Origin of the sequence: Bradyrhizobium sp. 613_E4_N2_2 (genome assembly GCF_052075995.1) — a bacterium.
Lineage (GTDB): Bacteria > Pseudomonadota > Alphaproteobacteria > Rhizobiales > Xanthobacteraceae > Bradyrhizobium > Bradyrhizobium barranii.
This window is the reverse complement of sequence record NZ_CP197234.1, coordinates 7,593,283-7,618,567: the sequence shown is the minus strand read 5'-3', so window position 1 is coordinate 7,618,567 and position 25,285 is coordinate 7,593,283. Positions and strand designations below refer to the sequence as shown.

The following is a 25,285-nucleotide window of genomic DNA, read 5'->3' as shown; positions in this document are numbered from 1 at the left end:
ACAATTCAAAACATGAGAGCGGCAGGAGACGTCCCATATGAGCTCGCAATTGCAGTACCTCTTAATTGGCGCCTGCATCCTAGGCTTTGCCGCCATGGAGTTCGTCACCCGGCGGTATCAAGCCACCGTGCGCGGCAACGCGACAGCCAACGACGCCTGGCTTGAAGTGCTGATGTTCGTCAGCCTGATCGCCATCACCCAGCCTATCGCACTGCTGGGCAGCAACGCGTTGTGCAGCTGGCTCATGCCGACGCAGCACGACGCCTGGGCCAACCTGCCATGGTGGGCGATGGCCGGACTGCTGCTCATCGGCGATGACCTCACGCAGTACCTCTGGCACCGCGCCTCGCACACGCCGTTGCTGTGGCCGCTGCACCGCGCGCATCACAGCGCGGCCTACATGAGCGTGCGCATTACCTACCGCAACAACTTCTTTTACTACCTGATGATGCCGGGCCTGTGGATCGGCGGCGTGGCGGTGTACCTGGGTTTCGGCCCAGTCTATGCGGCGTACCTGGTGATCAAGTTGGCGGTCATCCTGGGCGCGCACTGCGCTTGGGCGTGGGATGCGCCGCTGTACCGCATCCGCGCGCTGCATCCGCTGATGTGGGTGCTGGAGCGCACCATCTCCACGCCGGCCACGCACCAGGCGCACCATGCGCTCACCAACGAAGATGGCATTGGCCACTACAAGGGCAACTTCGGCAACCTGCTGTTCTTCTGGGACGTGCTGTTCGGCACGGCGCATATCACACGCAAATATCCCGCCAAGGTCGGCCTGCAGGACGACATCCTGTTTGGCCCGGAGCGCTGGACGACGCAGATGTTCTACCCGCTCGTCCACTCAAAGCGCGAACATTCGGCGCTCCGCCCCGGCGGCCGTGGCTTCACCGAAGCAGACCTGCAGACCGAAGCTAAGCAGAAGGCCACCTGAACGCGGGTAGCGTCGAGGCGCCGCAGCAAGCGTTCGCGATGCCTCGGAAGGAGCTGGAATGGGTAACCATCTGGTCCGCGAGCGGCCTCTTGGCCACACCGAGATGAGCCGAGCGGAAACCATCGTGCTTGCGGCTGGAGCACCGCGCTTGTGGCGGTCTTCATCCGACTCATTGGTATTGGTTAGGAGAAGGCGATGATCGTCTGTTCTTGCAATGTGTTCAGCGACCACCAGGTGCGCTCAGTGGTCATAAAAGAAGCGCGACGGCCCCGCATGAGCGAGGTGTATGCCTGCCTCGGATGCTGCGCCCAGTGCGGCTGCTGCGCTCGCGCCATCAAGCGGATCATGGATGAGAGGCCGGGCTCCGTCCATGCGAGCGCAAGCATGCACTGACTTGGAGTTGACACGGTCACGGTCAGCGCGTGCCCTGGTTATCCACCTGGAGGACACGCGAAACCCAGAGAAAGCGAACATCATGAACGTGCCTGTCAATTTCCGTTCCGTCGACATTCCCGCCGAACTGCAGTCCTGCTTCGCCGCGCAGCGGGCGGCCTATTTGGCGGCGCCCGAGCCATCCTACGATCAGCGCATTGCTGACCTGAAGGCCCTCGGGCAACTCCTGAAGGACAACAAGGACGAGCTGGTCGCAGCGATCAACGCCGACTACGGCAACCGGTCTGAATTCGAGACCCTGTTCGCCGAATATTTCGTTGTCCTGGAAACAATCGCCGACGCCAGAAAGAACCTGAAAAAGTGGATGAAACCGCAGCGCAGGCACGTCGACTTCATGACCTACCCGCTCGCGCGCAACCGCGTCATCCCACAGCCGCTCGGCGTCGTCGGGGTCATCGTTCCCTGGAATTTCCCGCTTAACCTCAGCTTCTGCCCGCTCGCCGCAATTCTGGCCGCCGGCAATCGTGCGATGGTCAAGATGTCGGAAAATTCAAGAGCGCTCGCCGAGGTCCTGATCCGTGTCTCGCCAAAGTATTTCCCGCTCGAGAAGCTTGCCTTTTTCGAGGATGGCGGCGGACGAGGACCCGCATTCTCGTCATTGCCCTTCGACCATCTGCTGTTCACGGGATCCGGCGCGACTGGTCGCGCAGTCATGGCAAACGCGGCCCGCAACCTCACCCCTGTCACGCTTGAATTGGGCGGCAAGGCACCTGCAATTGTTGGGCCTGACTTCCCGGTCAAGACAGCGGCAGAGCGCATTCTCTGGGTGAAGATGTTCAATGCCGGTCAGATCTGTACGAATGTCGACTACATGTTTCTGCCCAAAGGGAGTGAGGACGAGTTCGTCCATCATTGCCGCAAGCTGTTTGCCGAGCGCTTCCCGGACATCAACGGTCAAGACTACACGTCGATCATCGATGAACCGTCGTTCACGCGGCTGCAGGCGACCCTGGAGGATGCCCGTACAAAGGGTGCAGTCCTGGTCAATCTTGCGGAACGGCAGATTCCGGACACGAAGCAGCGCAAATTTCCACCGCATCTCGTGCTAAATCCGACGGACGACATGATTGTCATGCAGCGCGAGATCTTTGGCCCGATCCTGCCGATCAAGACCTATACAGATCGGCAGGAGGTCGCCGACTATATCAATAGTCACGACCGACCGTTGGCAATCTATCCATTCACCTCCGATGCCGAGCTGCGCGACTTCTACATCTCGCGGGTGATGTCGGGTGGCGTATCGGTCAATGAAGCTCTCCTGCACGTCGGCCAGCACGACCTGCCATTCGGTGGGATCGGTGCGAGCGGTATGGGCCATTACCACGCGCGCGAGGGGTTCAACACCTTTTCAAAATTGCGCCCGGTCTTCTATCAAGGTCCTCTCTCGCCGATCCAAATGCTATTTCAGCCGCCCTACGCCGGCCGCCCAATGAGCATCCTGCGGACGATGATCAAGTGGAAGACGTGATGCGTGACTGTGGCAGATCGGCGCCAATGATATGCGCCGCAAGCCTGGGCGGATGCCGGGCGTCGTCGGCATTTTATCCCGGTATCGTCGCGGTCGATCTCAGCCAGGGCGGCGCACATTTTGAAGCTCTGCTGACCATAGTGATTGCGGCGTCGATTCATTCTCATTCGCACGGAGACCGCCATGAAGGGTAACGTCTTTATCATCACCGGCGCGCTGGGCGCGCTTGGCAAGGTGGTCACCGAGGAAGCCCTTTCGCGCGGCGCGCGAGTCGCCGGTATCGATCATGCTGAGTCGCAGTTCGCCGCAACAGCCCAGCGGATCGAATTCGGCCGCATCGACCTGACCGATGCGGCACAGGCGAAAGAGGCGATCGATGCCGCCGCCGCGCATTTTGGCGCGATCGACGCGCTAATCAATATTGCTGGCGGATTTGCCTTCGAGACCATTGCCGACGGCGATCCCAAGGTTTGGCAGCGCATGCATGCTCTCAATGTCGAGACCGCGCTGAATGCTTCGCGCGCAGCGATCCCGCATCTTCTCAACTCGCGGGCGGCCCGCATCGTCAATATCGGTGCGACGGGCGCACTGCAGGCCGGCCCCGGCATGGGTCCTTATGCGGCGTCGAAGGCCGGCGTGCATAAGCTGACGGAGTCACTAGCTGCCGAGTTGAAAGGCAAGATCACCGTCAATGCGGTGCTGCCCTCGATCATCGATACCGCGGCAAACCGCGCCAGCATGCCGAAGGCCGATTCTTCCAAATGGGTCGCGCCAAAGGAACTCGCCGATGTCATCCTCTTCCTGGCGAGTGACGCCGCCAGCGCCGTTACCGGCGCGCTGCTGCCGGTCAACGGACGGGTCTGAAGCGCGGTTGCGCCGCTACCAGCTTCCGAAGCACAGTTCAGCTACCGGATGCCCCTGCGCCGATATCGATGTACGTCCCAGTCGCCTGTCCCGCAAAGACCACCGAAAGATGATAGTCCTCGAGGTTCTGTGAATAGGATAGCTCCAACCCAGCTTATTGCGATGACCGAGGTCGGCATGTCCGCTTTGGGTCAAAAGCCGACCTCGGGTGAATGACCGCTTTTGGCAAAGCGGACGTTCGCACGCCTCGCAAGGGAGCTTTCAGCGACTCTTGAAATCTAGGATCAATGGTGGGCGCACATGGGATCGAACCATGGACCTCTCGCGTGTCAAGGCGGGCTAGTCGCTCGGTGGTGCGGGCCTCTCCTTGGATGATGCCATCATGCCGGTGTTTTGCCCGACGCGTCAATCGAAATTCGGAAAATGCGCAACCCATTGATCCGACTGATGCCGGCTACTGTGCATGGGGTTGTTTTCGACATTTTTGATCAGACGGCCCCGACAGCCGTCAGGCCTGGGTGATCGTTCGCAACCGGCAGAGGGTTCAGGAAGATGGATGGTGGGCGCACAAGGGATCGAACCTTGGACCTCTCCCGTGTGAAGGGAACGCTCTCCCGCTGAGCTATGCGCCCGGGACCATCATGCCGACGGCCGGACTTTCGGCCGGCCGGCACATCGGAGCCCGCGATTTAGAAGTGCGGGCCAAAGGTGTCAAGTTTCCAGGCGCCTCGAAGCCGGAAAACCTTCCGTCAATCACGCAATCGCAGGCGAAACCGTGGTTTGGGCCGCTTATGCGCCCTGCTGGCGGGCGCGGGAGGCGTGGGCCTGCAGCGCGCGGATGCGCTCGGCGAGCGTTCCGCCGCCCTCGGGCAGGGTGATTGCGGCCGCGCCATTGCCAGCGGCGTCATTGGCCGGGCGCGGCGCCGGTTTCGGGGGCTGGCCGGCCTCGGCCGCCAGCAGCGCCTCGATCGGCGAGTTCGGGCCTTCGAGCTGCATCGCGAGTTTTGCAACTTCAGCTGCGATGTCGTTGATGCGCTCGCGCAGCAGCGCATTCTCCATGCGCTCGGTCGCCCAGGAACTCTCCGCCTGCTGCTGGATCGCATTGATGTCGCGCTGGAGCTTGGCGCGCTCGTCGCGCGCGGTGCGCAGCTGCTCCTCCAGCGCGGTCTTTTCCGCGCGGAGCGATTCGAACGCCGCCGACGACTTGCCGCCGCTCAAGCCGGCGATCTCGACGCGCAGCTCCTTGATGATGCGATCATTGCCCTCGTTGGCCTGGCGGAGCTGGTTGTTCTCGTAGTCGCGCTCGGCGAGCAGCTTGCCCTGCGTGGCGAGGCGGCCTTCGAGATCGGCGACGCGGCCCGACAGCATCTCGGCCTCTTTCACCTGCACGATCAGCTGGCGATCGAGCTCGGTGACGCGCTGGCTCAGATTCTCGACACGGCCGCGCGCATCGCCGAGCTCGCGGGAGGCGGTCTCGGATTCGGTCCGCTCCTGCGTCAGCCGCGCCTGCGTGGCGGCAAATTCCTTCTCGGCGTCGCCGACGCGATTCTTCAAGTTCTCTATCTGCGCGCGCACCGCGACCAGCTCGACCTGCCGGCTCTCCGCCATCATCGAGCGGTCGGACAGCTCGGAATTAATTTTTGCGAGCTCGCCCTGCTTGTCGGTCAGCGCATTCTCGGCGGCGCGCAGGGCCTCGGTCTTGGCGCTGAATTCCTCTTCGGTGGCGCGGAGCTGTTCCTTCACCGCCTTCTCGCGCGCCTCCAGCGCGAAGATCGTGGCGTTCTTCTCGCCGAGCTCGATCTTCATGCGGTTGATAGCGTCGCTCTTCTTGCCGAGCTCGGCGAGCTGGCTCGTGGTCTTGTTCTTGAGCTGGTCGACGCTCATCTCGAGCCGCCGCGCCGACATGGCGAATTCGGCCCGGAGCTGGTCCTTGTCGGCCTGGATCTCGGCCATCGACAGAGGCGTCGCGGCCTCGAGCCGGCGCGTGGTCAGGCGGACCGCGCGGTTATGCACCAGCGGCACGATGGCAAGCCCGCACAGCATCGAGAGCAGGAAGCCGATCGCCAGGTACATGATCGGTTCGACCATGGGGCCAGAACTCCGAAAGCAAGGAAAAATTTACCAAAGACAATGCATGGCGGGCCGGCAAAAAGCCAGCCCCGCCCTGTTGTTAACGTGAATCCGGAATCGGACCGGAGGAGGGAGCCCTAGAGCATGATCCGGACCCGAAGGGCCGCGTCAGCGCAAAGTGCGCAACGGTTTTCCGGAAAGATCATGCTCGAACAACAATCTAAAGCGCGATCGCGCTTTAGAACGGGTTCCAGGTCGCGCGCGGGGTGAATTTCAAATAGCCGATATTGGCGCCCAGCCGCAGCCCAAGGCCCGAGCGGATCGGCACCAGCACGATGTTGTTGGCGGTGAGCGCCGTCATGCCGAAGCCGCCGATGATATAGGCCGAGCCGTCGATGCCGGCGAAGCGCTGGTAGATCGCGTTGGTGGCGGGCAGGTTATAGACCAGCGTCATGGTGCGCGCGCCGTCGCCGCCCCAGTCGAAGCCGAGCGAGGGGCCCTGCCAATAGACGCGCAGGTCGCCGGCGTTCTTGGTGTAGAGCGTGCCTTCGCCGTAGCGCAGGCCGGCAACGAAGGCGCCGGACCCTTCCTCACCCAGGATATAGCCGTTGGGCAGGCCCCACTGGCTGACGGCCTTCTCGATGATCGAGGCGAGCCCGCGCGAGACGTTGCCGAAGAAGCGGTGGCCGGCGGTCACGAGCTCGTCCGGCCCATAGGTGCTGGGTGACGGGCTCCGCTGCGGCGGCGGCAAATTGGGCGGCGGCGGCTGCTGGGCGGAGGCCGGGACGATCCAGCCGACCAGCGCGGCAAGCGCGACCGCAGCAAGGCGTGATGCGAAAGTCATAAAAGAACCCCTGGTATCGAATCCCGCCGCTTCCTTAACCTGACGCCAACAGGCACGGCTCTAGGTTGCGCCGGATGTCCCCTCGACTCGGATGTTATCCGCAGCAACTATGACGGCACAACGGCAGGAAGATAGCCCTTTGCGCCCCGGAATCGCCTTGATCCGCTTTCTGGTCTGCCTGCTGGCCGGCATTTGGATCGCTTGCGCAGGTTTGCCGGCCGAGGCCGCCACCACCGAGCGGATCGTCGTCAACCGCTTCAGCGGCGTGGCGATCGAGGGGTTCGACCCAGTATCCTATTTCGTCGATGGCGCGGCCGTGCAGGGGACGGCCGAGTTCGAGGCGAACCTCTGGGGCGCGGTCTGGCGTTTCCGCAACGAGGGCAACCGGGCGTCCTTCCTGGCCCATCCCGAGATCTATGGACCGCAGTTCGGCGGCTACGATCCGGCCGACATCGCCCGCGGCGTCGCCGTCGCCGCCAATCCCCGCTTCTACGTGATTTCGGCGCAGCGGCTCTATCTGTTCAGCCGGGAGGCCAACCGCGATGCCTTCGCCGCCGACCCGGAGCGCTTCCTCTATGAGGTGCGCAAGCGCTGGCCGGCGCTCCAGGAACAGCTCAGTCAGTAGCGGTCCGCCGCCTGCGGATCGCCCCAGGCGATGAATTCCGGGATAATGAAGCCGGTGTCGCCGCGCTGGCCGAATCGGAGCTCGCCACCCTTGCCGTCGGTGACCTTGCCGCCGGCCGCCGTTACGACCGCGCAGCCCGCCCCGACATCCCATTCGCAAGTGGGTCCGAAGCGGGGATAGATGTCGGCGCTGCCCTCCGCGATCCGGCCGAATTTCACCGCCGAGCCGACCGTCTTCCTGACCGCATTGGGCCGGCCGTCGATGAACGCCTCGCTTCTGAGGTCGCCATGGGAACGGCTCACCGCCGCGATCCAGGGCTCGCCCTGCGTCGGCAGCGTGCGGGTGCGGACCGGTTCGGCAGCACCGATGCTCGTGCCGTCAAAACTGACGCGCTCGGCGCCGCGGCCGACGATGCCGCGCCAGAGCAGACCGAGCGCGGGCGCGGCTACGATGCCCAGCAACGGCACGCCTTCGGTCACAAGGGCGAGGTTGACGGTGAACTCGTCGCGGCCGGCGACGAACTCCTTGGTGCCGTCGAGCGGGTCGATCAGGAAGAAGCTGTCGCGGAATGGCGGCGAGGCGAGCTGGGTCCGCTCTTCCGACAGCGTCGGCACGTCGCCCGCAAGCTGCGCCAGGCCGTCGGCGATGATGCGGTCGGCGGCGAGATCGGCCTCGGTGACCGGCGAGCCGTCCTGCTTGCCGTCGACCCGCATCGCTGCGCGGTTGACCGCGAGAATCGCTTCGCCCGCCTTCACCACCAGCGCAGTGAGCGGCTCCATCAGGTGGGAGGCGGCCGGGCCGTCGATGATCCGCTTCACCTGCATGCCTCATTCATCGGCAATTCCATCCTACTCGACTGATTCGCTGCGGCTTTAGGGCCGCTTCGAGCCGATCGCAAGCTAGCTGCCACGGGCTTGCGAATGTTAGAACCTGCGGCATTCGTCAAGCATGCGTGATTCGCCGCGTCCGCGCCGTGCAATTCCAGGAACCCTTTATGTCTGACGCTTCGTCACCCGGTACCGCTACCGCTCCAGATGCGCTCGAACTCGCCGCGCTCCTGTGCTCGCGGGTCTGCCACGATCTCATCAGCCCTGTCGGCGCCATCGTCAATGGGCTCGAAGTGCTCGACGACGATCCCAAGCCCGAGGATCGCGAGTTCGCGCTCGATTTGATCCGCAAGAGCGCGAAAACCGCCTCCGCCCGCCTCCAGTTCTGTCGCCTGGCCTTCGGCGCGGCCGGCTCGTCCGGCGCGCAGATCGACCTCGGCGACGCCCAGACCATGGCGCGCGGCCATATCGAGGACGGCAAGTGCTCGATCACGTGGAATCTGCCGCGGCTCTTGCTGCCGAAGAATCGCGTCAAGCTGCTGCTCAATATGCTGGTTGTTTCCCAGCACACGATCCCGCGCGGCGGCATGCTGACGATCGATCCGATCGGTGACGGCGAGACCATGAGCTTCCGGGTCACCGCGACCGGTCATAATGCGCGCCTGCCGCAGAACATCTCCGAACTCCTGAGCGGGGAGCGCGGCCCGGCCGCGGATGCGCACGCGATCCAGCCTTATTATACGCGGCTGTTGGCAGAGGCTTGCGGGCTCACCGTGCGGCTCGCGCACGAGGGCGAAGCCATCACCATCACCGCGTCGTAGGCGCGCCGCGGCCCTCAAACGTTAATCGAATCTTTACGAGGCGCTTCGGCTTGTCCGGAGCGCCTTATCTCTTTGTTGGTTCCGTTCTTTTGCACATACTCAACCATTATTAAACGCTTTGCGGTGAAGCTGGCCCCATTCCGAAATGGCGCATCACAAGTCGTGCGCGCCCTCCCTGTATGAAGGCCTGTTTTCATGGATGATCTGTTGCGGGAGTTTTTGACGGAGACCAGCGAGAGCCTGGACACCGTCGACAATCAGTTGGTGAAGTTCGAGCAGGAGCCGAACAACGCCAAGATCCTGGATAACATCTTCCGCCTGGTCCACACCATCAAGGGCACGTGCGGTTTCCTCGGACTGCCGCGGCTTGAAGCGCTGGCACATGCCGGCGAGACGCTGATGGGCAAATTCCGCGACGGCATGCCGGTGACGGGACAGGCCGTCACGGTGATCCTGTCCTCGATCGACCGCATCAAGGAGATCCTTGCCGGCCTCGAGGCGACCGAAGCCGAGCCCGAGGGCACCGACCGCGATCTCATCGACAAGCTGGAAGCGATGGTCGAGCAGGGCATGGCGGCAATGGCCGCTGGGGCCGCTGCTCCTGTCGCCGAATCTCCGCCACTGGCGCCTGAAGCCCCTGTTGCTGCTGCGCCTGCGCCCGCAAAGGAGATGACGCAGGGCTCGCTGATCGATCAGACCCTGGAGCGCCCGTTGCGTCCGGGCGAAGTCTCGCTCGACGAGCTCGAGCGCGCCTTCCGCGAGACCGCGATCGAAGCGCCGGCCCCCGTCGTCAAGGCCGAGCCCGCGCCGGCTGCTGAAGCTCCGGCGCCCGCCGCCAAGGAAGCTGCGAAGCCGGCCAAGGAAAAGGTCGCGCCGAAGAAGTCGATGGCCGACGAGGGCGCCGCCGAGGGCGACCGCATCGCCAACCAGTCGATCCGCGTCAACGTGGATACGCTGGAGCATCTGATGACCATGGTCTCCGAGCTGGTCCTGACCCGCAACCAGCTGCTGGAGATCTCCCGCCGCAACGAGGACACCGAGTTCAAGGTGCCGTTGCAGCGCCTGTCCAACGTCACCGCCGAGCTGCAGGAAGGCGTCATGAAGACGCGCATGCAGCCGATCGGCAATGCCTGGCAGAAGCTGCCCCGCATCGTCCGGGACCTGTCGAGCGAACTCGGCAAGCAGATCGAGCTGGAGATGCACGGCGCCGACACCGAGCTCGACCGCCAGGTGCTCGATTTGATCAAGGACCCGCTCACCCACATGGTGCGCAACTCCGCCGACCACGGCCTGGAGACCCCCGCCGAGCGGCTCGCGTCCGGTAAGGGCGAGCAGGGCACCATCCGCCTGTCCGCCTATCACGAGGGCGGCCACATCATCATCTGCATCGCCGACAACGGAAGAGGCCTCAACACCGAGAGGATCAAGGCCAAGGCGATCTCCTCCGGTCTCGTCACCGAGGCCGAGCTCGAGAAGATGAGCGAAGCCCAGATCCACAAGTTCATCTTCGCGCCCGGCTTCTCCACCGCGGCCGCCATCACCTCGGTCTCCGGCCGCGGCGTCGGCATGGACGTGGTGCGCACCAATATCGACCAGATCGGCGGCACCATCGACATCAAGTCGGTGGCCGGCGAGGGTTCCTCCGTCACCATCAAGATCCCGCTGACCTTGGCCATCGTCTCGGCGCTGATCGTCGAAGCCGCCGGCGACCGCTTCGCGATCCCGCAGCTCTCGGTGGTCGAGCTCGTCCGTGCGCGGGCCAACAGCGAGCACCGCATCGAGCGCATCAAGGACACCGCTGTCCTCAGGTTGCGCAACAAGCTCTTGCCGCTGATCCACCTCAAGAAGCTCTTGAAGATCGACGACGGCGCCGCCAGCGATCCCGAGAACGGCTTTATCGTGGTCACGCAAGTCGGCAGCCAGACCTTTGGCATCGTCGTCGACGGCGTGTTCCACACCGAAGAGATCGTCGTGAAGCCGATGTCGACGAAGTTGCGTCACATCGACATGTTCTCCGGCAACACCATTCTGGGCGATGGCGCTGTCATCATGATCATCGATCCCAACGGCATTGCCAAGGCGCTGGGTGCTGCCGGCTCCTCGGCCCATGACATGGGCGACGAGAACGGCGCGCATCACATCGGATCGGGCGAGCAGACCACCTCGCTGCTCGTCTTCCGCGCTGGCTCCAGCCAGCCCAAGGCGGTCCCGCTCGGGCTCGTCACCCGCCTGGAGGAGCTGCCGGCCGACAAGATCGAGTTCAGCAACGGCCGCTACATGGTGCAGTACCGCGAGCAGCTGATGCCGCTCGTCGCCATGGAGAGCGTCACCATCGCCAGCCAGGGCGCCCAGCCGATCCTGGTGTTTGCGGACGACGGCCGCTCCATGGGCCTCGTCGTCGACGAGATCATCGACATCGTCGAGGAACGGCTCAACATCGAGGTCGGCGGCTCCGCCTCCGGCATCCTCGGCTCGGCCGTGATCAAGGGCCAGGCCACCGAAGTGATCGACGTCGGCCACTTCCTGCCGATGGCGTTCGCCGACTGGTTCACCCGCAAGGAGATGAAGCCGTCGCAGCACTCGCAGTCGGTGTTGCTGGTCGACGACTCGGCGTTCTTCCGCAACATGCTGGCACCCGTGCTGAAGGCGGCCGGCTACCGCGTCCGCACCGCGCCGACCGCGCAGGAGGGCCTGGCTGCGCTGCGTGCGCAGAGCTTCGACGTGGTCCTGACCGACATCGAGATGCCCGACATGAACGGGTTCGAGTTCGCCGAAGTGATCCGCTCCGACACCAATCTGGGCGCGATGCCGATCATCGGCCTGTCCGCGCTGGTGTCGCCGGCGGCGATCGAGCGCGGCCGTCAGGCCGGCTTCCACGACTATGTCGCCAAGTTCGACCGTCCCGGTCTGATCGCGGCGCTGAAGGAACAGACCGCGGGCGCCGCCGGCGCCTCCGAGCTGAGCCGGGCAGCGGCGTAACGGCACTGGGGATCAGGAGATACCGCTATGAGCAACAAGAAGACGCAGATCGGCGAAGGCGCCATGGTCGAATACGTCACCGCGATGATCGGCGGCCAGCTGTTCGGCCTGCCGATCTCCCGGGTCCAGGACGTGTTCATGCCCGAGCGCGTCACCCGCGTTCCCTTGTCCTCGCGCGAGATCGCGGGGGTGCTGAACCTGCGCGGCCGCATCGTCACCGTGGTCGACATGCGCGCCCGGCTCGGCCTGCCCAAGCCCGAGGACGGCAAGGCCCCGATGGCGGTCGGCGTCGACCTGCGCGGTGAATCCTACGGCCTCCTGATCGACCAGATCGGCGAGGTGCTGCGGCTTGCCGAGGCCGGCATGGAAGAGAACCCCGTCAACCTCGATCCCCGCATGGCCAAGCTCGCCGGCGGCGTCCACCGCCTCGACGGCCAGCTCATGGTCGTCCTCGACGTCGATCGCGTCCTCGAGCTCGCGCCCGAGATGATGGCGGCCTGATACGGCGGCATCGCCGCCGACGGACTCGCAATGGAAGTACCCCCACAAGGGGGTAGGAAGCAGAGGTTCACATGCGCACTTGTCTCGTCGTTGATGATTCCAGCGTCATCCGCAAGGTTGCGCGCCGGATCCTGGAGGGCCTCGACTTCCAGATTCTCGAAGCCGAGGACGGTGAGAAGGCACTGGAGGCCTGCAAGCGCGGCTTGCCCGATGCCGTGCTGCTCGACTGGAACATGCCGGTCATGGACGGCTACGAATTCCTTGGCCATCTCCGGCGGATGCCCGGCGGTGACCAGCCCAAGGTGGTGTTCTGCACCACCGAGAACGACGTCGCGCACATCGCCCGTGCGCTGCACGCCGGCGCCAACGAATACATCATGAAGCCCTTCGACAAGGACATCGTGACGGCGAAATTTCAGGAAGTCGGACTTATCTGAGCGAACATCCGGAGGCTGAACGGATCCTTCGGCGATTGTTTCAACTGAACCGTTTCAGTCTGAGTTGGTGAGTAATGAGTGTTGCGTTCGCAGGTAATTCGACCACGGGTCCGTCGCGCGACGCCGGGCCGCTGCGGGTGATGGTCGTCGACGACTCGGTCGTCATACGCGGTCTGATCTCGCGCTGGATCGGTGCCGAGCATGACATGGAGGTCGCGGCCTCGCTGCGCACCGGGCTCGAGGCGGTCAACCAGCTCGAACGCATCAATCCCGACGTTGCGGTGCTCGACATCGAAATGCCCGAGCTCGACGGCATCTCGGCGCTGCCGCAACTGCTGGCGAAGAAGCGCGATCTCGTCATCATCATGGCCTCGACGCTGACCCGCCGTAACGCGGAGATCAGCTTCAAGGCGCTGTCGCTCGGTGCGGCGGACTACATTCCGAAGCCGGAGTCGACGCGCGAAGCGTCGGCCGCGGACATCTTTCATCACGATTTGATCCAGAAGATCCGTCACCTCGGCGCGCGGCTGCGCCGCAGGCCCGCAGTCGCGAGCCCGCCGCTGGCGCCCGCGACCCCGGCGCCGGCTGCACGTGCACCGGCTGTCGTGCGGCCCGCCGCGCCCGTACCGGCTCTGCATGCGCCGTCGTCGGGGGCGCTGTCCACGCGCCCGTTCTCGGCCCACGCACCGAAGGTGCTGCTGATCGGCTCCTCGACCGGCGGTCCGCAGGCGCTGATGGCGCTCGTCACCGAGCTCGGCCCGGTGATCGACCGCTTCCCCGTGCTGATCACCCAGCACATGCCGCCGACCTTCACCACCATTCTCGCCGAGCACCTGGCGCGCGCGAGCCGCAAGCCGGCGGCCGAGGCGGTCGACGGCGAGCCGGTGAAGCCGGGACGGATCTACCTCGCGCCCGGCGGCAAGCACATGCGTGTCGTGCGCAGTGGCGCGGACGCGGCGATCGCGCTCGACGACGGTCCTGCCGTCAATTTCTGCAAGCCCGCGGTCGATCCGTTGTTCACCTCCGCCATCGACATCTGGCACGGTAACATCCTCTCGGTGATCCTGACGGGCATGGGCTCGGACGGCATGCGCGGCGGCAAGGACATCGTCGCCGCCGGCGGCAACGTGATCGCGCAGGACGAAGCCTCCAGTGTGGTCTGGGGCATGCCGGGCGCGGCGGCCAATGCCGGCATCTGCGCGGCGATCCTGCCGCTCAACCAGATCGGCGCCAAGGTCAACCGCCTGTTCGCGGGAGACCGCTCGTGACGCCGGTCGACTACGAATATCTGCGCAAGTTCCTGAAAGAGCGCTCCGGCCTCGATCTCTCCGCCGACAAGCAGTATCTCGTCGAGAGCCGGCTGCTGCCGCTTGCCCGCAAGGCGAGCTTGCCCGGCATTCCCGATCTCGTGTTGAAGATCAGGAACGGCGACGGCCGGCTTGCGACCGACGTGGTCGAAGCGATGACCACCAACGAGACCTTCTTCTACCGCGACAAGATCCCGTTCGATCATCTGCGCGAAACCATCCTGCCGGGCCTGCTCCAGGCGCGCGCGGCGCGCAGGTCGCTCCGCATCTGGTCGGCGGCCTCGTCGACCGGGCAGGAGCCCTATTCGATCGCGATGTGCGTGAAGGAGATGGGCGCGGCCTTCGCCGGCTGGCGCATCGAGATCGTCGCCACCGATCTGTCGCAGGAGGTGCTGGAGAAATCCAGGGCTGGCATCTACAGCCAGTTCGAGGTGCAGCGCGGCCTGCCGATCCAGCACCTGATGAAATACTTCACGCAAGTCGGCGAGCTCTGGCAGCTCAATGCCGACATTCGCGCGATGGTGCAGTTCCGCCAGCTCAATCTGTTGCAGGACTTCTCCCATCTCGGCACGTTCGACGTGATCTTCTGCCGCAACGTGCTGATCTATTTCGACCAGGACACCAAGGCCGTGATCTTCGAGCGCATGGCGAAGGGACTGGAAGCCGACGGCACGCTGCTGCTTGGCGCCGCCGAATCCGTCGTCGGCATCACCGACGCGTTCCGCCCGATCACCGAGCGCCGCGGTCTCTATCAGCTCAACCCCGCGCGCTCCGGCCGTCCGATGGGCGGATTGATGCCGCAGCCGCTGAAGGTCGCCGCGGCGAGGTGATTCGCCGAACGACAGGCAATCTCACTGAACGCCGTCGTCGCGAATGATCGGCAACAACTGGCGGATATCGTTCCGTCAGAGTGCGTGACGCTTCACACGCGTTTGAGCATTGCGGATTACTCGACTACCGCGCAATAGAGCTCGTGCCGCGATGCAATGCAATCGCGGCCCTGATCAGCATCTGACGGTTGTGCTATGCTGGCGATGGTCCCGCCGAACCGAGGCGGGATTCCATTCCATCATGAATTGTACTGAGGAGGACATACCATGCGAATGTCTTGTGCCTCGTATTTCTTGTTGGCGGCGCTTTCGTTGCCCGCCACTGCTCTCGCTGGCGAGCAGGTCCTCGAATTCAAGCTTGTCACCAAGCCGATGGACTTAAAGGTCACCGAGGTCGCGAACGTCGAAGGTCAGACGGTCATGTCTGGCAAAATGTTTGGCGTTGCCTTCTTCAAGGACGGCCGCGTTGCGGTGAAGGACTTCGTCCACTCCGCCGACCTGATCAAGGGCTCAGGACCCATCTACGGCTACAGCACCTACACCTTCGACGACGGATCCTCGATCACGGCGCGCTACGCCGGCGCGATCAAGGATGGTCGGGCGAAAGGCGAATACACAATCCTGTCGGGCACCGGGGCGTATGCAAACGCGACGGGCACGGGCGGCTTCGAAAGTGCGCAAGCCGGCTTCAAGGGCGCGGGCCTCTACGACGGGAGATTCATCGTCAAGACACCCTGAGTAAGCACGCAAGTCTCTGCGCTCGCGTCCCGTTCCGATGAGGTCGCGAGCGCATTTCACAAAATCGCGTGCGGCAGAAGCCGCGAGCGGTTTCCCGTGATCGGGCTCTCGTCCTCGCGGATCGACAGGCCGCACGGCTCGTGGTTCACCAGCCAGCTTCCCACCACAACGTAGAAGCCTGAGAAATTCGGCAGCGGTGACAATGCCTGCCGCACGAAGCCTTCTGCGCCGTAAGGTCCTGCCTGCTCGTCGAGCGGCATGCCTCCGGACACCAGCGTGACATTGGCGCCTTCGCGCGACAACAGCGGCTTGCGGACGTAGGAACTGCCGAGCTCGGCTGCCCGCGCGTCGTCCTCGAAGAAGGCCGGCAGCAGATTGGGATGGTTCGGAAACATCTCCCAGAGCAGCGGCAAAATGCCCTTGTTGGAGAGCACCGCCTTCCACGGCGGCTCGATCCAGCGTGTCGGCGCGCTCATCAGCTTGGCGCCGAAGGCGTCGTGGAACATCCATTCCCAGGGATAGAGCTTGAAGGCGAACGCGATGTCGCCGTCGTCGAGATCGACGAAGCCGCCAGGCTCGTCGCGCCAGCCGATCTCCTCGATGTCGAGCATCCTGGTCGAGAGCCCCGCCTGGCGCGCGGTGTCCTCGAGATAAGCGAGCGTGCCGGCGTCTTCCTCGTTGCCGGTGGTGCCGGTGAGATGGACATGGCGGCCTGCGGCAATCTCCTTCCACGCCGCGATCAGCCGCTCGTGGATGGAGTTGAACTGGTCGGCGCGCGCCGGAATGATGCGGCGTTCGATCGCCTGTTCGAGCCAGGTCCATTGAAACACCGCAGCCTCGAAGATCGAGGTCGGCGTATCCGCGTTGTATTCGAGCAGCTTTGCAGGCGACTGTCCGTCGAACTTCAGATCGAGCCGGCCATAGAGGCTGCGATCGTCGCGCTTCCAGCTCTCGGCGATCAAGCTCCAGAACGCCTCCGGAATCTTCAAGCGTCGCAGATAGCGCTCGTCACCGATCACGCGGCCGGCAAGCTCCAGGCACATCGCGTCGATCTCGGCTGTCGGCGTCTCGATGCCGCACTCGATCTCGTCGAGCGTGAAGGCGTAATAGGCACTCTCGTCCCAATAGCGTTCGCCGTCGATGGTGTGGAAGGCGAAGCCGCATTGTTCGGCGGTCTGCCGCCAGTCGTCGCGCTCGGGGCAGACGATGCGTCGCATGTTATTTCCTGCGCATGATCTCCGCGCAAACGCGTTCCGCGTTTGTCGCGAGGGAAAATCGGTGGCCGCTTTTCCGGATCATGCGCTAGCCGCCGCCCGAGAAGCCATGGCCGAACGAGCCGAAGCCGCCACGGCTCACGCTGCTGGAGCCTGAGTCCGAAGAGGTTCCCGATGAGGAATGGCTCGAGGAATCGCTGCTGAAGAAGCTCGATCGCGACGACCAGCGCGAGCTGCTGCCGTCGCTTCCGCCCGATGAACTGCTGCTACTGCTGCACGTCGTGGTCGTCTGGCCCGGCACGGCTCCGGGCGAGGGTTCGCAGTGCTGCCGCGGCATCAGCGTGTAGGCGGTGGTGCCGACCGCGATCGTGCCCATCACCAGCAGCGCGACATGGCCGGAGCGCTTCACAGGCGGACCCGATGGCGGCGCCACGGGCGCCGGCCGGCGCTTGCCGAACTCCTTTTTGGAGGGTTTGGCCATGTCAGTAGATCATGCAGGCGGCGTTCAACAGGCCCGCCGCGAGCGAAGACAGCCCGAGCCAGATCGCCGGCGCAAGCTCGCCTGCGGCAATCCGCGCCGACAGGTTCGGCACCGGGACCTTCACCAGAAAGAGCACGATGATCTGCACGATCAACGCGATGACCGCCCAGATCAGGCAGTCCAGCACATTGGCCGAATGCGCGATCGCGCTGACCAATGGCGCCACGAAGCCGAGCAGGCTGAGGCCGAGCGCGATCGCGGCGGCCGGCTCGTTGTCGCGGATGAGCTGGAACTCGTTGTGCGGGGTGATGCGGGTGTAGACGAACAGATACGCCACGATCGCGATCAGGCCGGTGCAGAAATAAACCAGGAAGGCGGGCAGGCCGGCCAGTGATTGCAGGATCATCGTTCCCCCATCGTGCAGCGACCATTCGTCGGCGGGGGGAGGATAGCGGTTCAATGGCGCAAGGACGATGAGGCCGCGTTGGCGTCCCCAAAAAACAAAACCCCGCCATTTGCGGCGGGGTCCAGGCTGGGAGGAGCGAGCCCCGGGGGCTCGCGACGTAAACTTAGTGATCAGGCGGGAATGCGCTCTTCGTGCTCGTGCGGCTCGCGCAGCACGTAGCCGCGGCCCCACACGGTCTCGATGAAGTTGCGGCCCTCGGAAGCGTTGGCGAGCTTCTTGCGGAGCTTGCAGATGAAGACGTCGATGATCTTCAGCTCGGGCTCGTCCATGCCGCCATAGAGGTGGTTGAGGAACATTTCCTTGGTGAGCGTCGTACCCTTGCGGAGCGAGAGGAGCTCCAGCATCTGGTATTCCTTGCCGGTCAGATGCACGCGCTGGCCGCCGACTTCCACCGTCTTGGTGTCGAGGTTGACGACGAGGTCGCCGGTCTGGATGACCGACTGGGCGTGACCCTTGGAGCGGCGCACGATCGCGTGGATCCGGGCTACCAGCTCGTCCTTGTGGAAGGGCTTGGTCATGTAGTCGTCGGCGCCGACGCCGAGACCCTTGACCTTGTCCTCGATGCCGGCGAGGCCGGAGAGGATCAGAATCGGTGTCTTGATCTTGGAGACCCGAAGCTGCTTGAGCACGTCGTAACCGGACATGTCGGGCAGATTGAGGTCGAGAAGAATAATGTCGTAATCGTATAACTTACCGAGATCGACGCCTTCTTCCCCCAAATCGGTCGTGTAGACGTTGAAGCTCTCAGACTTCAGCATCAGCTCGATCGACTGCGCGACGGCGCTGTCATCTTCAATCAGCAAAACGCGCATGCCAGTTCCCCATAGTCGCCGCTCCTGGGCGTCAGGTCGGCCGCATTCGCGGCACTCAACAAAACGCCTTTGAACAACTGATTCGGATCCTGACAACAGATGGTTAACAAACTCTGATTCTGGAACGCAAGTCCCCCCGGTGCAATTTTTGTCGAATCGCCCTAAGGTCTTGCGCGCGAAGCAGCTTTCGTCACCCCGTACCGTTCAAGTTCCACTTTAAGAGACGGGCCTAACCGACTCCCGCGACTCAGCCTTCTTCTGAAGGGGAGTCACGCTCAGTCACAAAGACAGTGACGCAATGATTAACGATGCGGGTAAACACGAAGTTAAGCGCCGTTCAGAAATATGGCGAAACTTAAGTCTTTCGCCATGAAGCCCGGGATCGGAGGCGATCACCTTATGAAGGTCCTCTTATTAAAGGCGCGCCCCTGATGAAGGCTCTTGCCGAACAGATCGGCGACATCGACGGCGTCAACATCTATGGCCGCGTGGTCGGCGTTCGCGGCCTGATGGTCGAAGTGGCCGGACCCATTCACGCGATGTCGGTCGGTGCGCGGCTCGTGATCGAGACCGGCGCGAACCGTTCCATTCCCTGCGAGGTGATCGGCTTCTCCGGCAACAACGCTGTCGTGATGCCGTTCGCCGGCCTGGACGGGGTGCGCCGCGGCTGCAAGGCCGTCATCGCCAATGCCGCCAATCAAGTGCGTCCGTCGTCGGCCTGGCTCGGCCGCGTCGTCAACGCGCTGGGCGAGCCGATCGATGGCAAGGGGCCATTGCCGCAGGGCCCGGCGCCGATGCCATACCGCAATTCGCCGCCGCCGGCGCATTCGCGCAAGCGCGTCGGCGCCCCGCTCGATCTCGGCGTGCGCGCGATGAACACGTTCCTCACCTGCTGCCGCGGCCAGCGCATGGGCATTTTCGCAGGGTCCGGCGTCGGCAAATCGGTGCTGCTGTCGATGCTCGCGCGCAACGTCGATGCCGCGGTCAGCGTCATCGGGCTGATCGGCGAACGCGGCCGCGAGGTCCAGGAATTCCTGCAGGACGACCTCGGCGAGGAGGGCCTGGCGCGCTCTGTCGTGGTGGTCGCAACCTCGGACGAGCCGGCGCTGATGCGGCGCCAGGCCGCCTATCTGACGCTCGCGGTCGCCGAATACTTTCGCGATGAAGAGAAGGACGTGCTCTGCCTGATGGACTCGGTCACGCGCTTCGCCATGGCCCAGCGCGAGATCGGCCTGTCCGCCGGCGAGCCGCCGACCGCCAAGGGCTATACGCCGACCGTGTTCACCGAGTTGCCGAAGCTTCTGGAGCGCGCGGGGCCGGGCCTCGGTGAGGGCGCGATCACCGCGATCTTCACGGTGCTGGTCGACGGCGACGACCATAACGAGCCGATCGCGGATGCCGTCCGCGGCATCCTCGACGGCCATATCGTGATGCAGCGCTCGATCGCCGAGCGCGGCCGTTACCCCGCCATCAACATCCTCAAATCCGTCTCCCGCACCATGCCGAAATCGGCCGATCCGCAGTTCTGGCCGACCATCCAGCGGGCCCGCCAGGTGATGGCGACCTATGCCGACATGGAGGAATTGATCCGGCTCGGGGCCTACCGGGCCGGCTCCAGCCCCGAGGTGGACGAGGCGATCCGGCTGCACGAGCCGCTCGAGGCGTTCCTGCGCCAGCGCAAGGACGAAAATGCATCACTGGCGGACGGCTACCGCCAGTTGGCGCAAATCCTCGGTGATTTGGAAACGGAACGCTAACTTTGTCAGGTCATCATCCGCTCTCACAGAGTAGCAGAGCCGGTCTTGGCCCTATCAGGGCCTGTGGGGAGACCGGTGACGTCCCACGTGCAGCCAGGGGACTTCTGGGGAGTATGAGTCGATGAAGTCACGTGATACCCTCATCCGCCTGAAGAAATTTCAGGTCGACGAGAAGCGCCGCCGGGTCACCCAGATCGAGACCATGATCGCCGACTTCCAGCGGATGTCGACCGATCTTGAACGCGAGATCACGACCGAGCAGGAGCGTGCCGGGATCAACGATCCCTCGCACTTCGCTTATCCGACCTATGCCAAGGCCGCGATTCAGCGCCGCGAGAACCTGACCCGCTCGGCCGACGAACTGAAGGGCCAGCTCGACGAAGCCAAGGCCGCGCTGGCCGAAGCCTTCGAGGAACTGAAGAAGGTCGAGCTCCTCGACGAGCGTGACCAGGCCCGCGAGCGCGCCGAAGAAAACGCCCGCGAGCAGGCCGACCTCGACAGCATCGGCCTGATGCGCGCCCGCATCGGCGCCGTCGCCTGACGGCGCAGCCAGCGGTCCAACAGCCGAGAATTCGTCGAACCCGGACCCGCAAGGTCCGGGTTTCGCGTTTGCTATCCACAGTGTGGCGCGCCGCCCCTTGGTGATGGGCTTTGCCGCGCGCTATGGTAGCGGAGTGCCAGGGCCTGCGCCGAACGCGACAGGCCGTGCGTGGGGGGCTGAATGCTGACGCCAGCAGAGCTGGTCGGGCTGATTGGGGAGGTCGCCAGGGGCGATCAGGCCGCGTTCGAGCGCCTCTACGTCGCCACGCGCGCGAAACTCTATGGCGTCGTGCTCCGTATCTTGCGTCGACAGGATCTCGCAGAGGAGGTCATTCAGGAGACCTACGTCAAGATCTGGAACGGCGCGGGCCAGTTCAATCCGGCCTTGTCGTCGCCGATCACATGGATGGCATCGATCGCGCGCAACCGCGCCATCGACATCGTGCGCAAGAAGACGGAAGTCTCCATCGAGGAAGAGCCGCAGGCGATGGAAGTCGCTGCCGACAGCCCCGATCCGCTGGCGCGGAGGGAGATGACCGAGGAGTTGAAGCGGCTCCTGGAATGCATCGGCCGGCTCGAGCCGGATCGTCAGAGGCTCGTGCTTCTCGCCTATTACAACGGCTGGAGCCGCGAGCAATTGGCGGAAAAATTCGCCGCGCCCGTCAACACGGTGAAGACGTGGCTCCGGCGCAGCATGTTGGATATCCGCGAGTGCCTCGGACTATGAGGACTTGCATTGTGAGGGTGGTTCTGGACTGGAAGTGATGGCCTACACGGAGGACCATATCGCGCTCGCCGCGGAATATGCGCTCGGTACGCTCGACGCCAGTGAGCGCGCGCAGGTCGAGACCATGATGGCCGTGGACAAGGCGTTCGCCGATGTCGTGCAGGCCTGGGCTTACCGGCTCGGCGTCCTCAACCAGATGGTCGGCTCGGTCGAGCCGCGTCCGATCGTGTGGGAGAACATCCGGTCCGAGCTTGCGCGGACGGACTTTGCGCAGGAGACGCCTGCGCCGGAAGCTTCGCCGCCGCCGCCACCTGTGCCCGAGTCCTCCTCGATCGAAGCTGCACCGCCTGAGCTGGCGCCGGACGCCGTGCCGCAACCGGAGCTGCAGCCTTCCGAAGCAGAGCAGCCCGGGACGGCGCGGCCGGCACCCGATGCGCTTCCCGACATCGCGCCGATATTCATGCCGCAGGTCCATGCACCCGATCCTGACGTCGCGCGCGCGCCGCCGGCGCCGGTTGCCGACAACAGCAATGTCATCCGGCTCGAGGGCCGCGTGAAACGCTGGCGCACGATCGCCTCCGCGGTGGGCGCGCTTGCGGCTGCACTGCTGGTGACGCTGTCGCTTCAGATCTTCCAGCCCGATGCGCTGCCGGGCGGCTTGCGCCCGGCGCCGCGCATCCAGACGGTGGAAGTGAAGACGCCGGCGGCGCCGCTCACGGCTGCTGCGCAGTATGTCGCGCTGTTGCAGGGCCAGGGCGGCGGTCCCGCCTTCATCCTCACCGTCGACGGCGCGACGCGGAATTTCACCGTGCGCAAGGTGGGCGCGACTCCGGAGGCCGGCAAGAGCTTCGAGCTCTGGCTGATCTCCGACAAGCTGCCGCGTCCGCGCTCGCTTGGCGTGATTGGCGCGGGCGATTTCACCGCGCGCCCGGTGCTCGGCTCCTTCGATCCCGAGGTCGTCAACGGTGCGACCTACGCCGTCACCGTCGAGCAGGCCGGCGGCTCGCCCAACGGCCAGCCGACCTCGGCTCCGGTGTTTTCCGGCAAGCTGATCGAGACCGTGCCGCCGTCTCAGCCGCAGGCGCCCGCGAAGAAGTAGGTGTCGTGGCGCCGTAGCCCGGATGGAGCGCACACGGCGCTCGACCGTCGCCAAGGTCCGTCCAGCCGTCGCACCCCGACAAGTCCCGCCGAATCCACTCCCGCGTTGAACCTCCCCGCAATCCACGGCGTCAAATGCCCGGAATTTGCAGTCGGCGCCGCACATCATGGCGCCGGAAAAGGGGCTAGAAGTCAGATGGACGCAGCTAAGACGCCGGGCATCTTCGTCCACCAATATGCGGGCCTTCCGCATGGTCCGGCCTTCGAACATTGGCGCGAGCGGGCCTTCGGTCCCTGCGGCCTCGACGTCGGGCCGAGCCATGGCGACAACATCGATTGCCGGCTCCAGGTCAGCGTGGTCGACAATATCGCGTTGGCCATTCCCGAAGGTGCCTCCGCGCAATACTCGCGCACGCAGAGCCATCTGGCCGACGGCAGCGACGATCTGGTCCTGATCGCCGCGCATGCGGGTCTAGTCCGCGTCGGGCAGAACGGCCACACCGTTGAACTTGCGCCTGCGCAGATGGTGCTTGTCGACATGGGCGTCACCGGCACCGTCGGCCACACCCAGGAAGATCGCTTCACCAGCATCCGCATGCCGCGCCGCGCGCTGCTCGACATCAATCCGCGTGCCGAGGACAAGCTGTCGCAAGTGCTCTCGGACGGCGCGGTGGCCGAGACGATCTTCCGCTACCACGCACTCGCCGCCAACCACGCGCCGCATCTCGACGCCGTCGGCCAGCGCCTGACCGCGCAGCACGTGATCGATCTCGTCGGCCTGCTGCTCGGCACCGATGCGGAGCATGCAAGCCTCGCGCGCGGTCGCGGACATGCGGCGGCCCGTCTCGATCTCATGCGTGCCGACGTGATGGCCGCGCTCGGCCGCAACGATCTCTGTCTGTCCGAGATCGCGACGCGCTCAGGGCTCAGCCCGCGCCAGGCGCAACGCTTGTTCGAGCAGGCCGGCACGACCTTCACCGAATTCGTGCTGGAGCAGCGCCTGGTGCTGGCGCGCAAGCTGCTCGGCGATCCCCGCGCGAGGGCGCGCAAGATCAGCGACATCGCGCATTCCTCGGGCTTCTCCGACCTGTCCTATTTCAACCGCGCCTTCCGCAAGCGTTTTGGCGCGACGCCGTCGGAGCTGCGCGAGGCCTGAGCCGCGATTTTATGCAGCGGAGCGGCGCCGCCGCAGTTGGTCGATCCGGTCGAATGAGCTATATCTGCCTGCGCGGGCAGGCCGCCGGAATTCTTGGACAAAGCAGTAAACGGACATGGCGCGTATCGTCGTGCTCGGCGCGGGGTTTGCGGGTCTATGGGCGGCCATCGGCGCCGCGCGCAGGCGCGACGAGATCGGCGCGGCCGGCCGTGACATCGAGATCCGTGTCGTCGATCGCAATCCCTATCACAACATCCGCGTGCGCAATTACGAGGCCGACCTCAGCGAGGTCGCACTGCCGTTGCCGCAACTGCTCGATCCGATCGGCGTCACTCATGGCATTGGCGAGGTCGAAGCCATCGACCCGGCACGGCGCGAGATTTCGCTCGTCACGAGCGGGGGCGAGGAGACGCTGAGCTACGACCGCCTGGTGCTGGCGCTCGGCAGCGAAGTGATGCGTCCCGCCATCCCCGGCCTTGCCGAGCATGCTTTCGATGTCGATACCTATGCCGCCGCGCTCATCCTCGAAAATCATCTCGTCTCGCTCGGACACAGCGCGCCCTCGCCGGGGCGCTCGACTGTCGTGGTGGTCGGCGCCGGATTCACCGGCATCGAGGTGGCGGCCGAGATGCCGGACAGGCTGGCGCGCGTCGGCATCACCGGCAGCCGCCGCATCGTCCTGGTCGATCCCAACCCTGCGGTCGGCGCCACCATCGGCGCGCATGCGCGTCCCGCCATCGAGACGGCATTGGCCTCGCTCGACGTCGAGACGCGGCTTGGCGTGCGCGTCGTGTCCGTCGAGGCCGCCGGCATGCACCTGAGCTCGGGCGAGTTCATCCCGGCGCAAACCGTGATCTGGTGCGCCGGGATGCGCGCGAGCCGGCTGGCCGAGAGCTTCGCGGGCGCGCGCGATCGCCTCGGCCGCCTGCTGGTCGATCCTTTCATGCGGGTGGCCGATGTGCCGGGCGTGTTCGCCGCCGGCGACGTCGCCTCGAGCGTGGTCGATGGACTGCACCCGACGGTGATGTCCTGCCAGTTCGCCCGTCCCATGGGCCGCTTCGCCGGTCACAACGTCGTAGCCGATCTGGCGGGCCTGCCGATGCTGCCGCTGCGCATCGATTGGTACGTGACCGTGCTCGACCTCGGCGGCTGGGGCGCGCTCTATACCGAAGGGTGGGATCGCGAGGTTCGCACCACTGGCGCGGCCGCAAAGGCGACCAAGCAGACCATCAACTGCAAGCGCATCTACCCGCCGCTCACCGGTAGCAAGGCCGAGCTCTTCGCTGCGGCAGCACCGACGGTCCAGGCGCCGCCGCCGACTTATGGGGCGCGGTAG

24 protein-coding genes and 1 tRNA gene are annotated in these 25,285 nt (G+C 64.7%); 17 read left to right on the top strand and 8 right to left on the bottom strand.

The annotated features are described in order from the left end of the window. The first annotated feature begins 37 nt into the window (after nucleotides 1-37). The 3 genes from AB7290_RS36020 to fabG all read left to right on the top strand — a co-directional run bounded on the left by AB7290_RS36020 (nucleotide 38) and on the right by fabG (nucleotide 3,719). On the top strand, nucleotides 38-934 hold the full coding sequence (locus AB7290_RS36020) for a sterol desaturase family protein (protein ID WP_038388984.1): 897 nt from the start codon (nucleotides 38-40) through the stop codon (nucleotides 932-934). 475 nt (nucleotides 935-1,409) lie between these two features. Further along, nucleotides 1,410-2,855, top strand: a complete 1,446-nt coding sequence (locus tag AB7290_RS36015) for a coniferyl aldehyde dehydrogenase (protein ID WP_085398736.1) — start codon at nucleotides 1,410-1,412, stop codon at nucleotides 2,853-2,855. A gap of 183 nt (nucleotides 2,856-3,038) precedes the next feature. Further along, entirely contained in the window at nucleotides 3,039-3,719 is a 681-nt protein-coding gene (gene fabG, locus AB7290_RS36010; RefSeq protein ID WP_085398751.1) for a 3-oxoacyl-ACP reductase FabG, read from the top strand. Nucleotides 3,720-4,276: 557 nt separating this feature from the next. Here fabG and AB7290_RS36005 read toward each other — a convergent pair. The 3 genes from AB7290_RS36005 to AB7290_RS35995 all read right to left on the bottom strand — a co-directional run bounded on the left by AB7290_RS36005 (nucleotide 4,277) and on the right by AB7290_RS35995 (nucleotide 6,633). Next, a tRNA-Val gene (locus AB7290_RS36005) sits at nucleotides 4,277-4,351 on the bottom strand. 157 nt (nucleotides 4,352-4,508) lie between these two features. Beyond that, the gene (locus AB7290_RS36000; protein ID WP_085398735.1) at nucleotides 4,509-5,807 is read right to left on the bottom strand and encodes a hypothetical protein; all 1,299 of its coding nucleotides are present in this window, start codon (nucleotides 5,805-5,807) and stop codon (nucleotides 4,509-4,511) included. A gap of 220 nt (nucleotides 5,808-6,027) precedes the next feature. Beyond that, the gene (locus AB7290_RS35995) at nucleotides 6,028-6,633 is read right to left on the bottom strand and encodes a DUF1134 domain-containing protein (RefSeq protein ID WP_028151234.1); all 606 of its coding nucleotides are present in this window, start codon (nucleotides 6,631-6,633) and stop codon (nucleotides 6,028-6,030) included. A 139-nt stretch (nucleotides 6,634-6,772) separates the two neighbouring features. Here AB7290_RS35995 and AB7290_RS35990 point away from each other — a divergent pair, with 139 nt between their 5' ends. Beyond that, nucleotides 6,773-7,258 (top strand): YHS domain-containing (seleno)protein, encoded by a 486-nt coding sequence (locus AB7290_RS35990; protein ID WP_085398734.1) that lies wholly within the window; start codon nucleotides 6,773-6,775, stop codon nucleotides 7,256-7,258. Here the strand turns inward: AB7290_RS35990 and AB7290_RS35985 are convergent. Continuing rightward, the gene (locus tag AB7290_RS35985; protein WP_094183830.1) at nucleotides 7,252-8,082 is read right to left on the bottom strand and encodes a 3'(2'),5'-bisphosphate nucleotidase CysQ family protein; all 831 of its coding nucleotides are present in this window, start codon (nucleotides 8,080-8,082) and stop codon (nucleotides 7,252-7,254) included. The two genes, AB7290_RS35990 and AB7290_RS35985, sit on opposite strands and share 7 nt — an antisense overlap. Nucleotides 8,083-8,252: 170 nt before the next feature. Here AB7290_RS35985 and chpT point away from each other — a divergent pair, with 170 nt between their 5' ends. The 7 genes from chpT to AB7290_RS35950 all read left to right on the top strand — a co-directional run bounded on the left by chpT (nucleotide 8,253) and on the right by AB7290_RS35950 (nucleotide 15,698). Then, nucleotides 8,253-8,906 (top strand): histidine phosphotransferase ChpT, encoded by a 654-nt coding sequence (gene chpT, locus AB7290_RS35980; RefSeq protein ID WP_063985400.1) that lies wholly within the window; start codon nucleotides 8,253-8,255, stop codon nucleotides 8,904-8,906. Between the two features lie 195 nt (nucleotides 8,907-9,101). Then, nucleotides 9,102-11,885 carry a hybrid sensor histidine kinase/response regulator gene (locus AB7290_RS35975; protein ID WP_166082008.1) on the top strand — a complete coding sequence of 928 codons (2,784 nt, stop codon included), beginning with the start codon at nucleotides 9,102-9,104 and terminating at the stop codon, nucleotides 11,883-11,885. Between the two features lie 27 nt (nucleotides 11,886-11,912). Continuing rightward, on the top strand, nucleotides 11,913-12,386 hold the full coding sequence (locus tag AB7290_RS35970; protein WP_166082010.1) for a chemotaxis protein CheW: 474 nt from the start codon (nucleotides 11,913-11,915) through the stop codon (nucleotides 12,384-12,386). A 71-nt stretch (nucleotides 12,387-12,457) separates the two neighbouring features. After that, nucleotides 12,458-12,823, top strand: coding sequence for a response regulator (locus tag AB7290_RS35965; protein WP_007600538.1), 366 nt, complete (start codon nucleotides 12,458-12,460; stop codon nucleotides 12,821-12,823). 74 nt (nucleotides 12,824-12,897) lie between these two features. Continuing rightward, entirely contained in the window at nucleotides 12,898-14,091 is a 1,194-nt protein-coding gene (locus tag AB7290_RS35960) for a protein-glutamate methylesterase/protein-glutamine glutaminase (RefSeq protein ID WP_085403219.1), read from the top strand. After that, a complete protein-coding gene (locus tag AB7290_RS35955) occupies nucleotides 14,088-14,960 on the top strand; it encodes a CheR family methyltransferase (RefSeq protein ID WP_085403220.1) in 873 nt (290 codons plus the stop codon). The genes AB7290_RS35960 and AB7290_RS35955 overlap by 4 nt, the downstream gene beginning before the upstream one ends. A 273-nt stretch (nucleotides 14,961-15,233) precedes the next feature. Beyond that, a complete protein-coding gene (locus AB7290_RS35950; RefSeq protein WP_244623260.1) occupies nucleotides 15,234-15,698 on the top strand; it encodes a hypothetical protein in 465 nt (154 codons plus the stop codon). 56 nt (nucleotides 15,699-15,754) lie between these two features. Here AB7290_RS35950 and AB7290_RS35945 read toward each other — a convergent pair whose 3' ends face one another. The 4 genes from AB7290_RS35945 to ctrA all read right to left on the bottom strand — a co-directional run bounded on the left by AB7290_RS35945 (nucleotide 15,755) and on the right by ctrA (nucleotide 18,671). Next, entirely contained in the window at nucleotides 15,755-16,915 is a 1,161-nt protein-coding gene (locus AB7290_RS35945) for a glutathionylspermidine synthase family protein (protein ID WP_085403221.1), read from the bottom strand. 85 nt (nucleotides 16,916-17,000) lie between these two features. Continuing rightward, nucleotides 17,001-17,393 (bottom strand): hypothetical protein, encoded by a 393-nt coding sequence (locus tag AB7290_RS35940; RefSeq protein WP_085403222.1) that lies wholly within the window; start codon nucleotides 17,391-17,393, stop codon nucleotides 17,001-17,003. A gap of 1 nt (nucleotide 17,394) precedes the next feature. Beyond that, nucleotides 17,395-17,799: a DUF350 domain-containing protein gene (locus tag AB7290_RS35935; RefSeq protein WP_014497691.1), complete on the bottom strand. Its 405-nt coding sequence runs from the start codon at nucleotides 17,797-17,799 to the stop codon at nucleotides 17,395-17,397. 170 nt (nucleotides 17,800-17,969) lie between these two features. Further along, complete coding sequence (gene ctrA, locus AB7290_RS35930) at nucleotides 17,970-18,671, bottom strand: response regulator transcription factor CtrA (RefSeq protein WP_008138878.1); 702 nt, start codon at nucleotides 18,669-18,671, stop codon at nucleotides 17,970-17,972. A gap of 431 nt (nucleotides 18,672-19,102) precedes the next feature. Here ctrA and fliI point away from each other — a divergent pair, with 431 nt between their 5' ends. From fliI to AB7290_RS35900, 6 genes are all read left to right on the top strand, one after another. After that, complete coding sequence (gene fliI / locus AB7290_RS35925; RefSeq protein WP_085403223.1) at nucleotides 19,103-20,428, top strand: flagellar protein export ATPase FliI; 1,326 nt, start codon at nucleotides 19,103-19,105, stop codon at nucleotides 20,426-20,428. Between the two features lie 121 nt (nucleotides 20,429-20,549). Continuing rightward, the gene (gene fliJ, locus AB7290_RS35920) at nucleotides 20,550-20,969 is read left to right on the top strand and encodes a flagellar export protein FliJ (RefSeq protein ID WP_008138882.1); all 420 of its coding nucleotides are present in this window, start codon (nucleotides 20,550-20,552) and stop codon (nucleotides 20,967-20,969) included. A gap of 180 nt (nucleotides 20,970-21,149) precedes the next feature. Then, the gene (locus AB7290_RS35915; RefSeq protein WP_041955015.1) at nucleotides 21,150-21,695 is read left to right on the top strand and encodes a sigma-70 family RNA polymerase sigma factor; all 546 of its coding nucleotides are present in this window, start codon (nucleotides 21,150-21,152) and stop codon (nucleotides 21,693-21,695) included. Between the two features lie 37 nt (nucleotides 21,696-21,732). Further along, nucleotides 21,733-22,794, top strand: coding sequence for an anti-sigma factor (locus AB7290_RS35910; RefSeq protein WP_085403224.1), 1,062 nt, complete (start codon nucleotides 21,733-21,735; stop codon nucleotides 22,792-22,794). Between the two features lie 195 nt (nucleotides 22,795-22,989). Beyond that, entirely contained in the window at nucleotides 22,990-23,949 is a 960-nt protein-coding gene (locus AB7290_RS35905; RefSeq protein WP_135215541.1) for a helix-turn-helix transcriptional regulator, read from the top strand. Nucleotides 23,950-24,064: 115 nt separating this feature from the next. Next, nucleotides 24,065-25,285 carry an NAD(P)/FAD-dependent oxidoreductase gene (locus AB7290_RS35900; protein WP_085403226.1) on the top strand — a complete coding sequence of 407 codons (1,221 nt, stop codon included), beginning with the start codon at nucleotides 24,065-24,067 and terminating at the stop codon, nucleotides 25,283-25,285.

Bases quoted from the DNA above. Each gene is read 5' to 3' on its own strand.
- AB7290_RS36020 (WP_038388984.1), top strand. From the start codon at position 38: ATGAGCTCGCAATTGCAGTACCTCTTAATTGGCGCCTGCATCCTAGGC.
- AB7290_RS36015 (WP_085398736.1), top strand. From the start codon at position 1,410: ATGAACGTGCCTGTCAATTTCCGTTCCGTCGACATTCCCGCCGAACTG.
- fabG (WP_085398751.1), top strand. From the start codon at position 3,039: ATGAAGGGTAACGTCTTTATCATCACCGGCGCGCTGGGCGCGCTTGGC.
- AB7290_RS36000 (WP_085398735.1), bottom strand. From the start codon at position 5,807: ATGGTCGAACCGATCATGTACCTGGCGATCGGCTTCCTGCTCTCGATG.
- AB7290_RS35995 (WP_028151234.1), bottom strand. From the start codon at position 6,633: ATGACTTTCGCATCACGCCTTGCTGCGGTCGCGCTTGCCGCGCTGGTC.
- AB7290_RS35985 (WP_094183830.1), bottom strand. From the start codon at position 8,082: ATGCAGGTGAAGCGGATCATCGACGGCCCGGCCGCCTCCCACCTGATG.
- chpT (WP_063985400.1), top strand. From the start codon at position 8,253: ATGTCTGACGCTTCGTCACCCGGTACCGCTACCGCTCCAGATGCGCTC.
- AB7290_RS35975 (WP_166082008.1), top strand. From the start codon at position 9,102: ATGGATGATCTGTTGCGGGAGTTTTTGACGGAGACCAGCGAGAGCCTG.
- AB7290_RS35970 (WP_166082010.1), top strand. From the start codon at position 11,913: ATGAGCAACAAGAAGACGCAGATCGGCGAAGGCGCCATGGTCGAATAC.
- AB7290_RS35965 (WP_007600538.1), top strand. From the start codon at position 12,458: ATGCGCACTTGTCTCGTCGTTGATGATTCCAGCGTCATCCGCAAGGTT.
- AB7290_RS35960 (WP_085403219.1), top strand. From the start codon at position 12,898: ATGAGTGTTGCGTTCGCAGGTAATTCGACCACGGGTCCGTCGCGCGAC.
- AB7290_RS35950 (WP_244623260.1), top strand. From the start codon at position 15,234: ATGTCTTGTGCCTCGTATTTCTTGTTGGCGGCGCTTTCGTTGCCCGCC.
- AB7290_RS35945 (WP_085403221.1), bottom strand. From the start codon at position 16,915: ATGCGACGCATCGTCTGCCCCGAGCGCGACGACTGGCGGCAGACCGCC.
- AB7290_RS35940 (WP_085403222.1), bottom strand. From the start codon at position 17,393: ATGGCCAAACCCTCCAAAAAGGAGTTCGGCAAGCGCCGGCCGGCGCCC.
- AB7290_RS35935 (WP_014497691.1), bottom strand. From the start codon at position 17,799: ATGATCCTGCAATCACTGGCCGGCCTGCCCGCCTTCCTGGTTTATTTC.
- ctrA (WP_008138878.1), bottom strand. From the start codon at position 18,671: ATGCGCGTTTTGCTGATTGAAGATGACAGCGCCGTCGCGCAGTCGATC.
- fliI (WP_085403223.1), top strand. From the start codon at position 19,103: ATGAAGGCTCTTGCCGAACAGATCGGCGACATCGACGGCGTCAACATC.
- fliJ (WP_008138882.1), top strand. From the start codon at position 20,550: ATGAAGTCACGTGATACCCTCATCCGCCTGAAGAAATTTCAGGTCGAC.
- AB7290_RS35915 (WP_041955015.1), top strand. From the start codon at position 21,150: ATGCTGACGCCAGCAGAGCTGGTCGGGCTGATTGGGGAGGTCGCCAGG.
- AB7290_RS35910 (WP_085403224.1), top strand. From the start codon at position 21,733: ATGGCCTACACGGAGGACCATATCGCGCTCGCCGCGGAATATGCGCTC.
- AB7290_RS35905 (WP_135215541.1), top strand. From the start codon at position 22,990: ATGGACGCAGCTAAGACGCCGGGCATCTTCGTCCACCAATATGCGGGC.
- AB7290_RS35900 (WP_085403226.1), top strand. From the start codon at position 24,065: ATGGCGCGTATCGTCGTGCTCGGCGCGGGGTTTGCGGGTCTATGGGCG.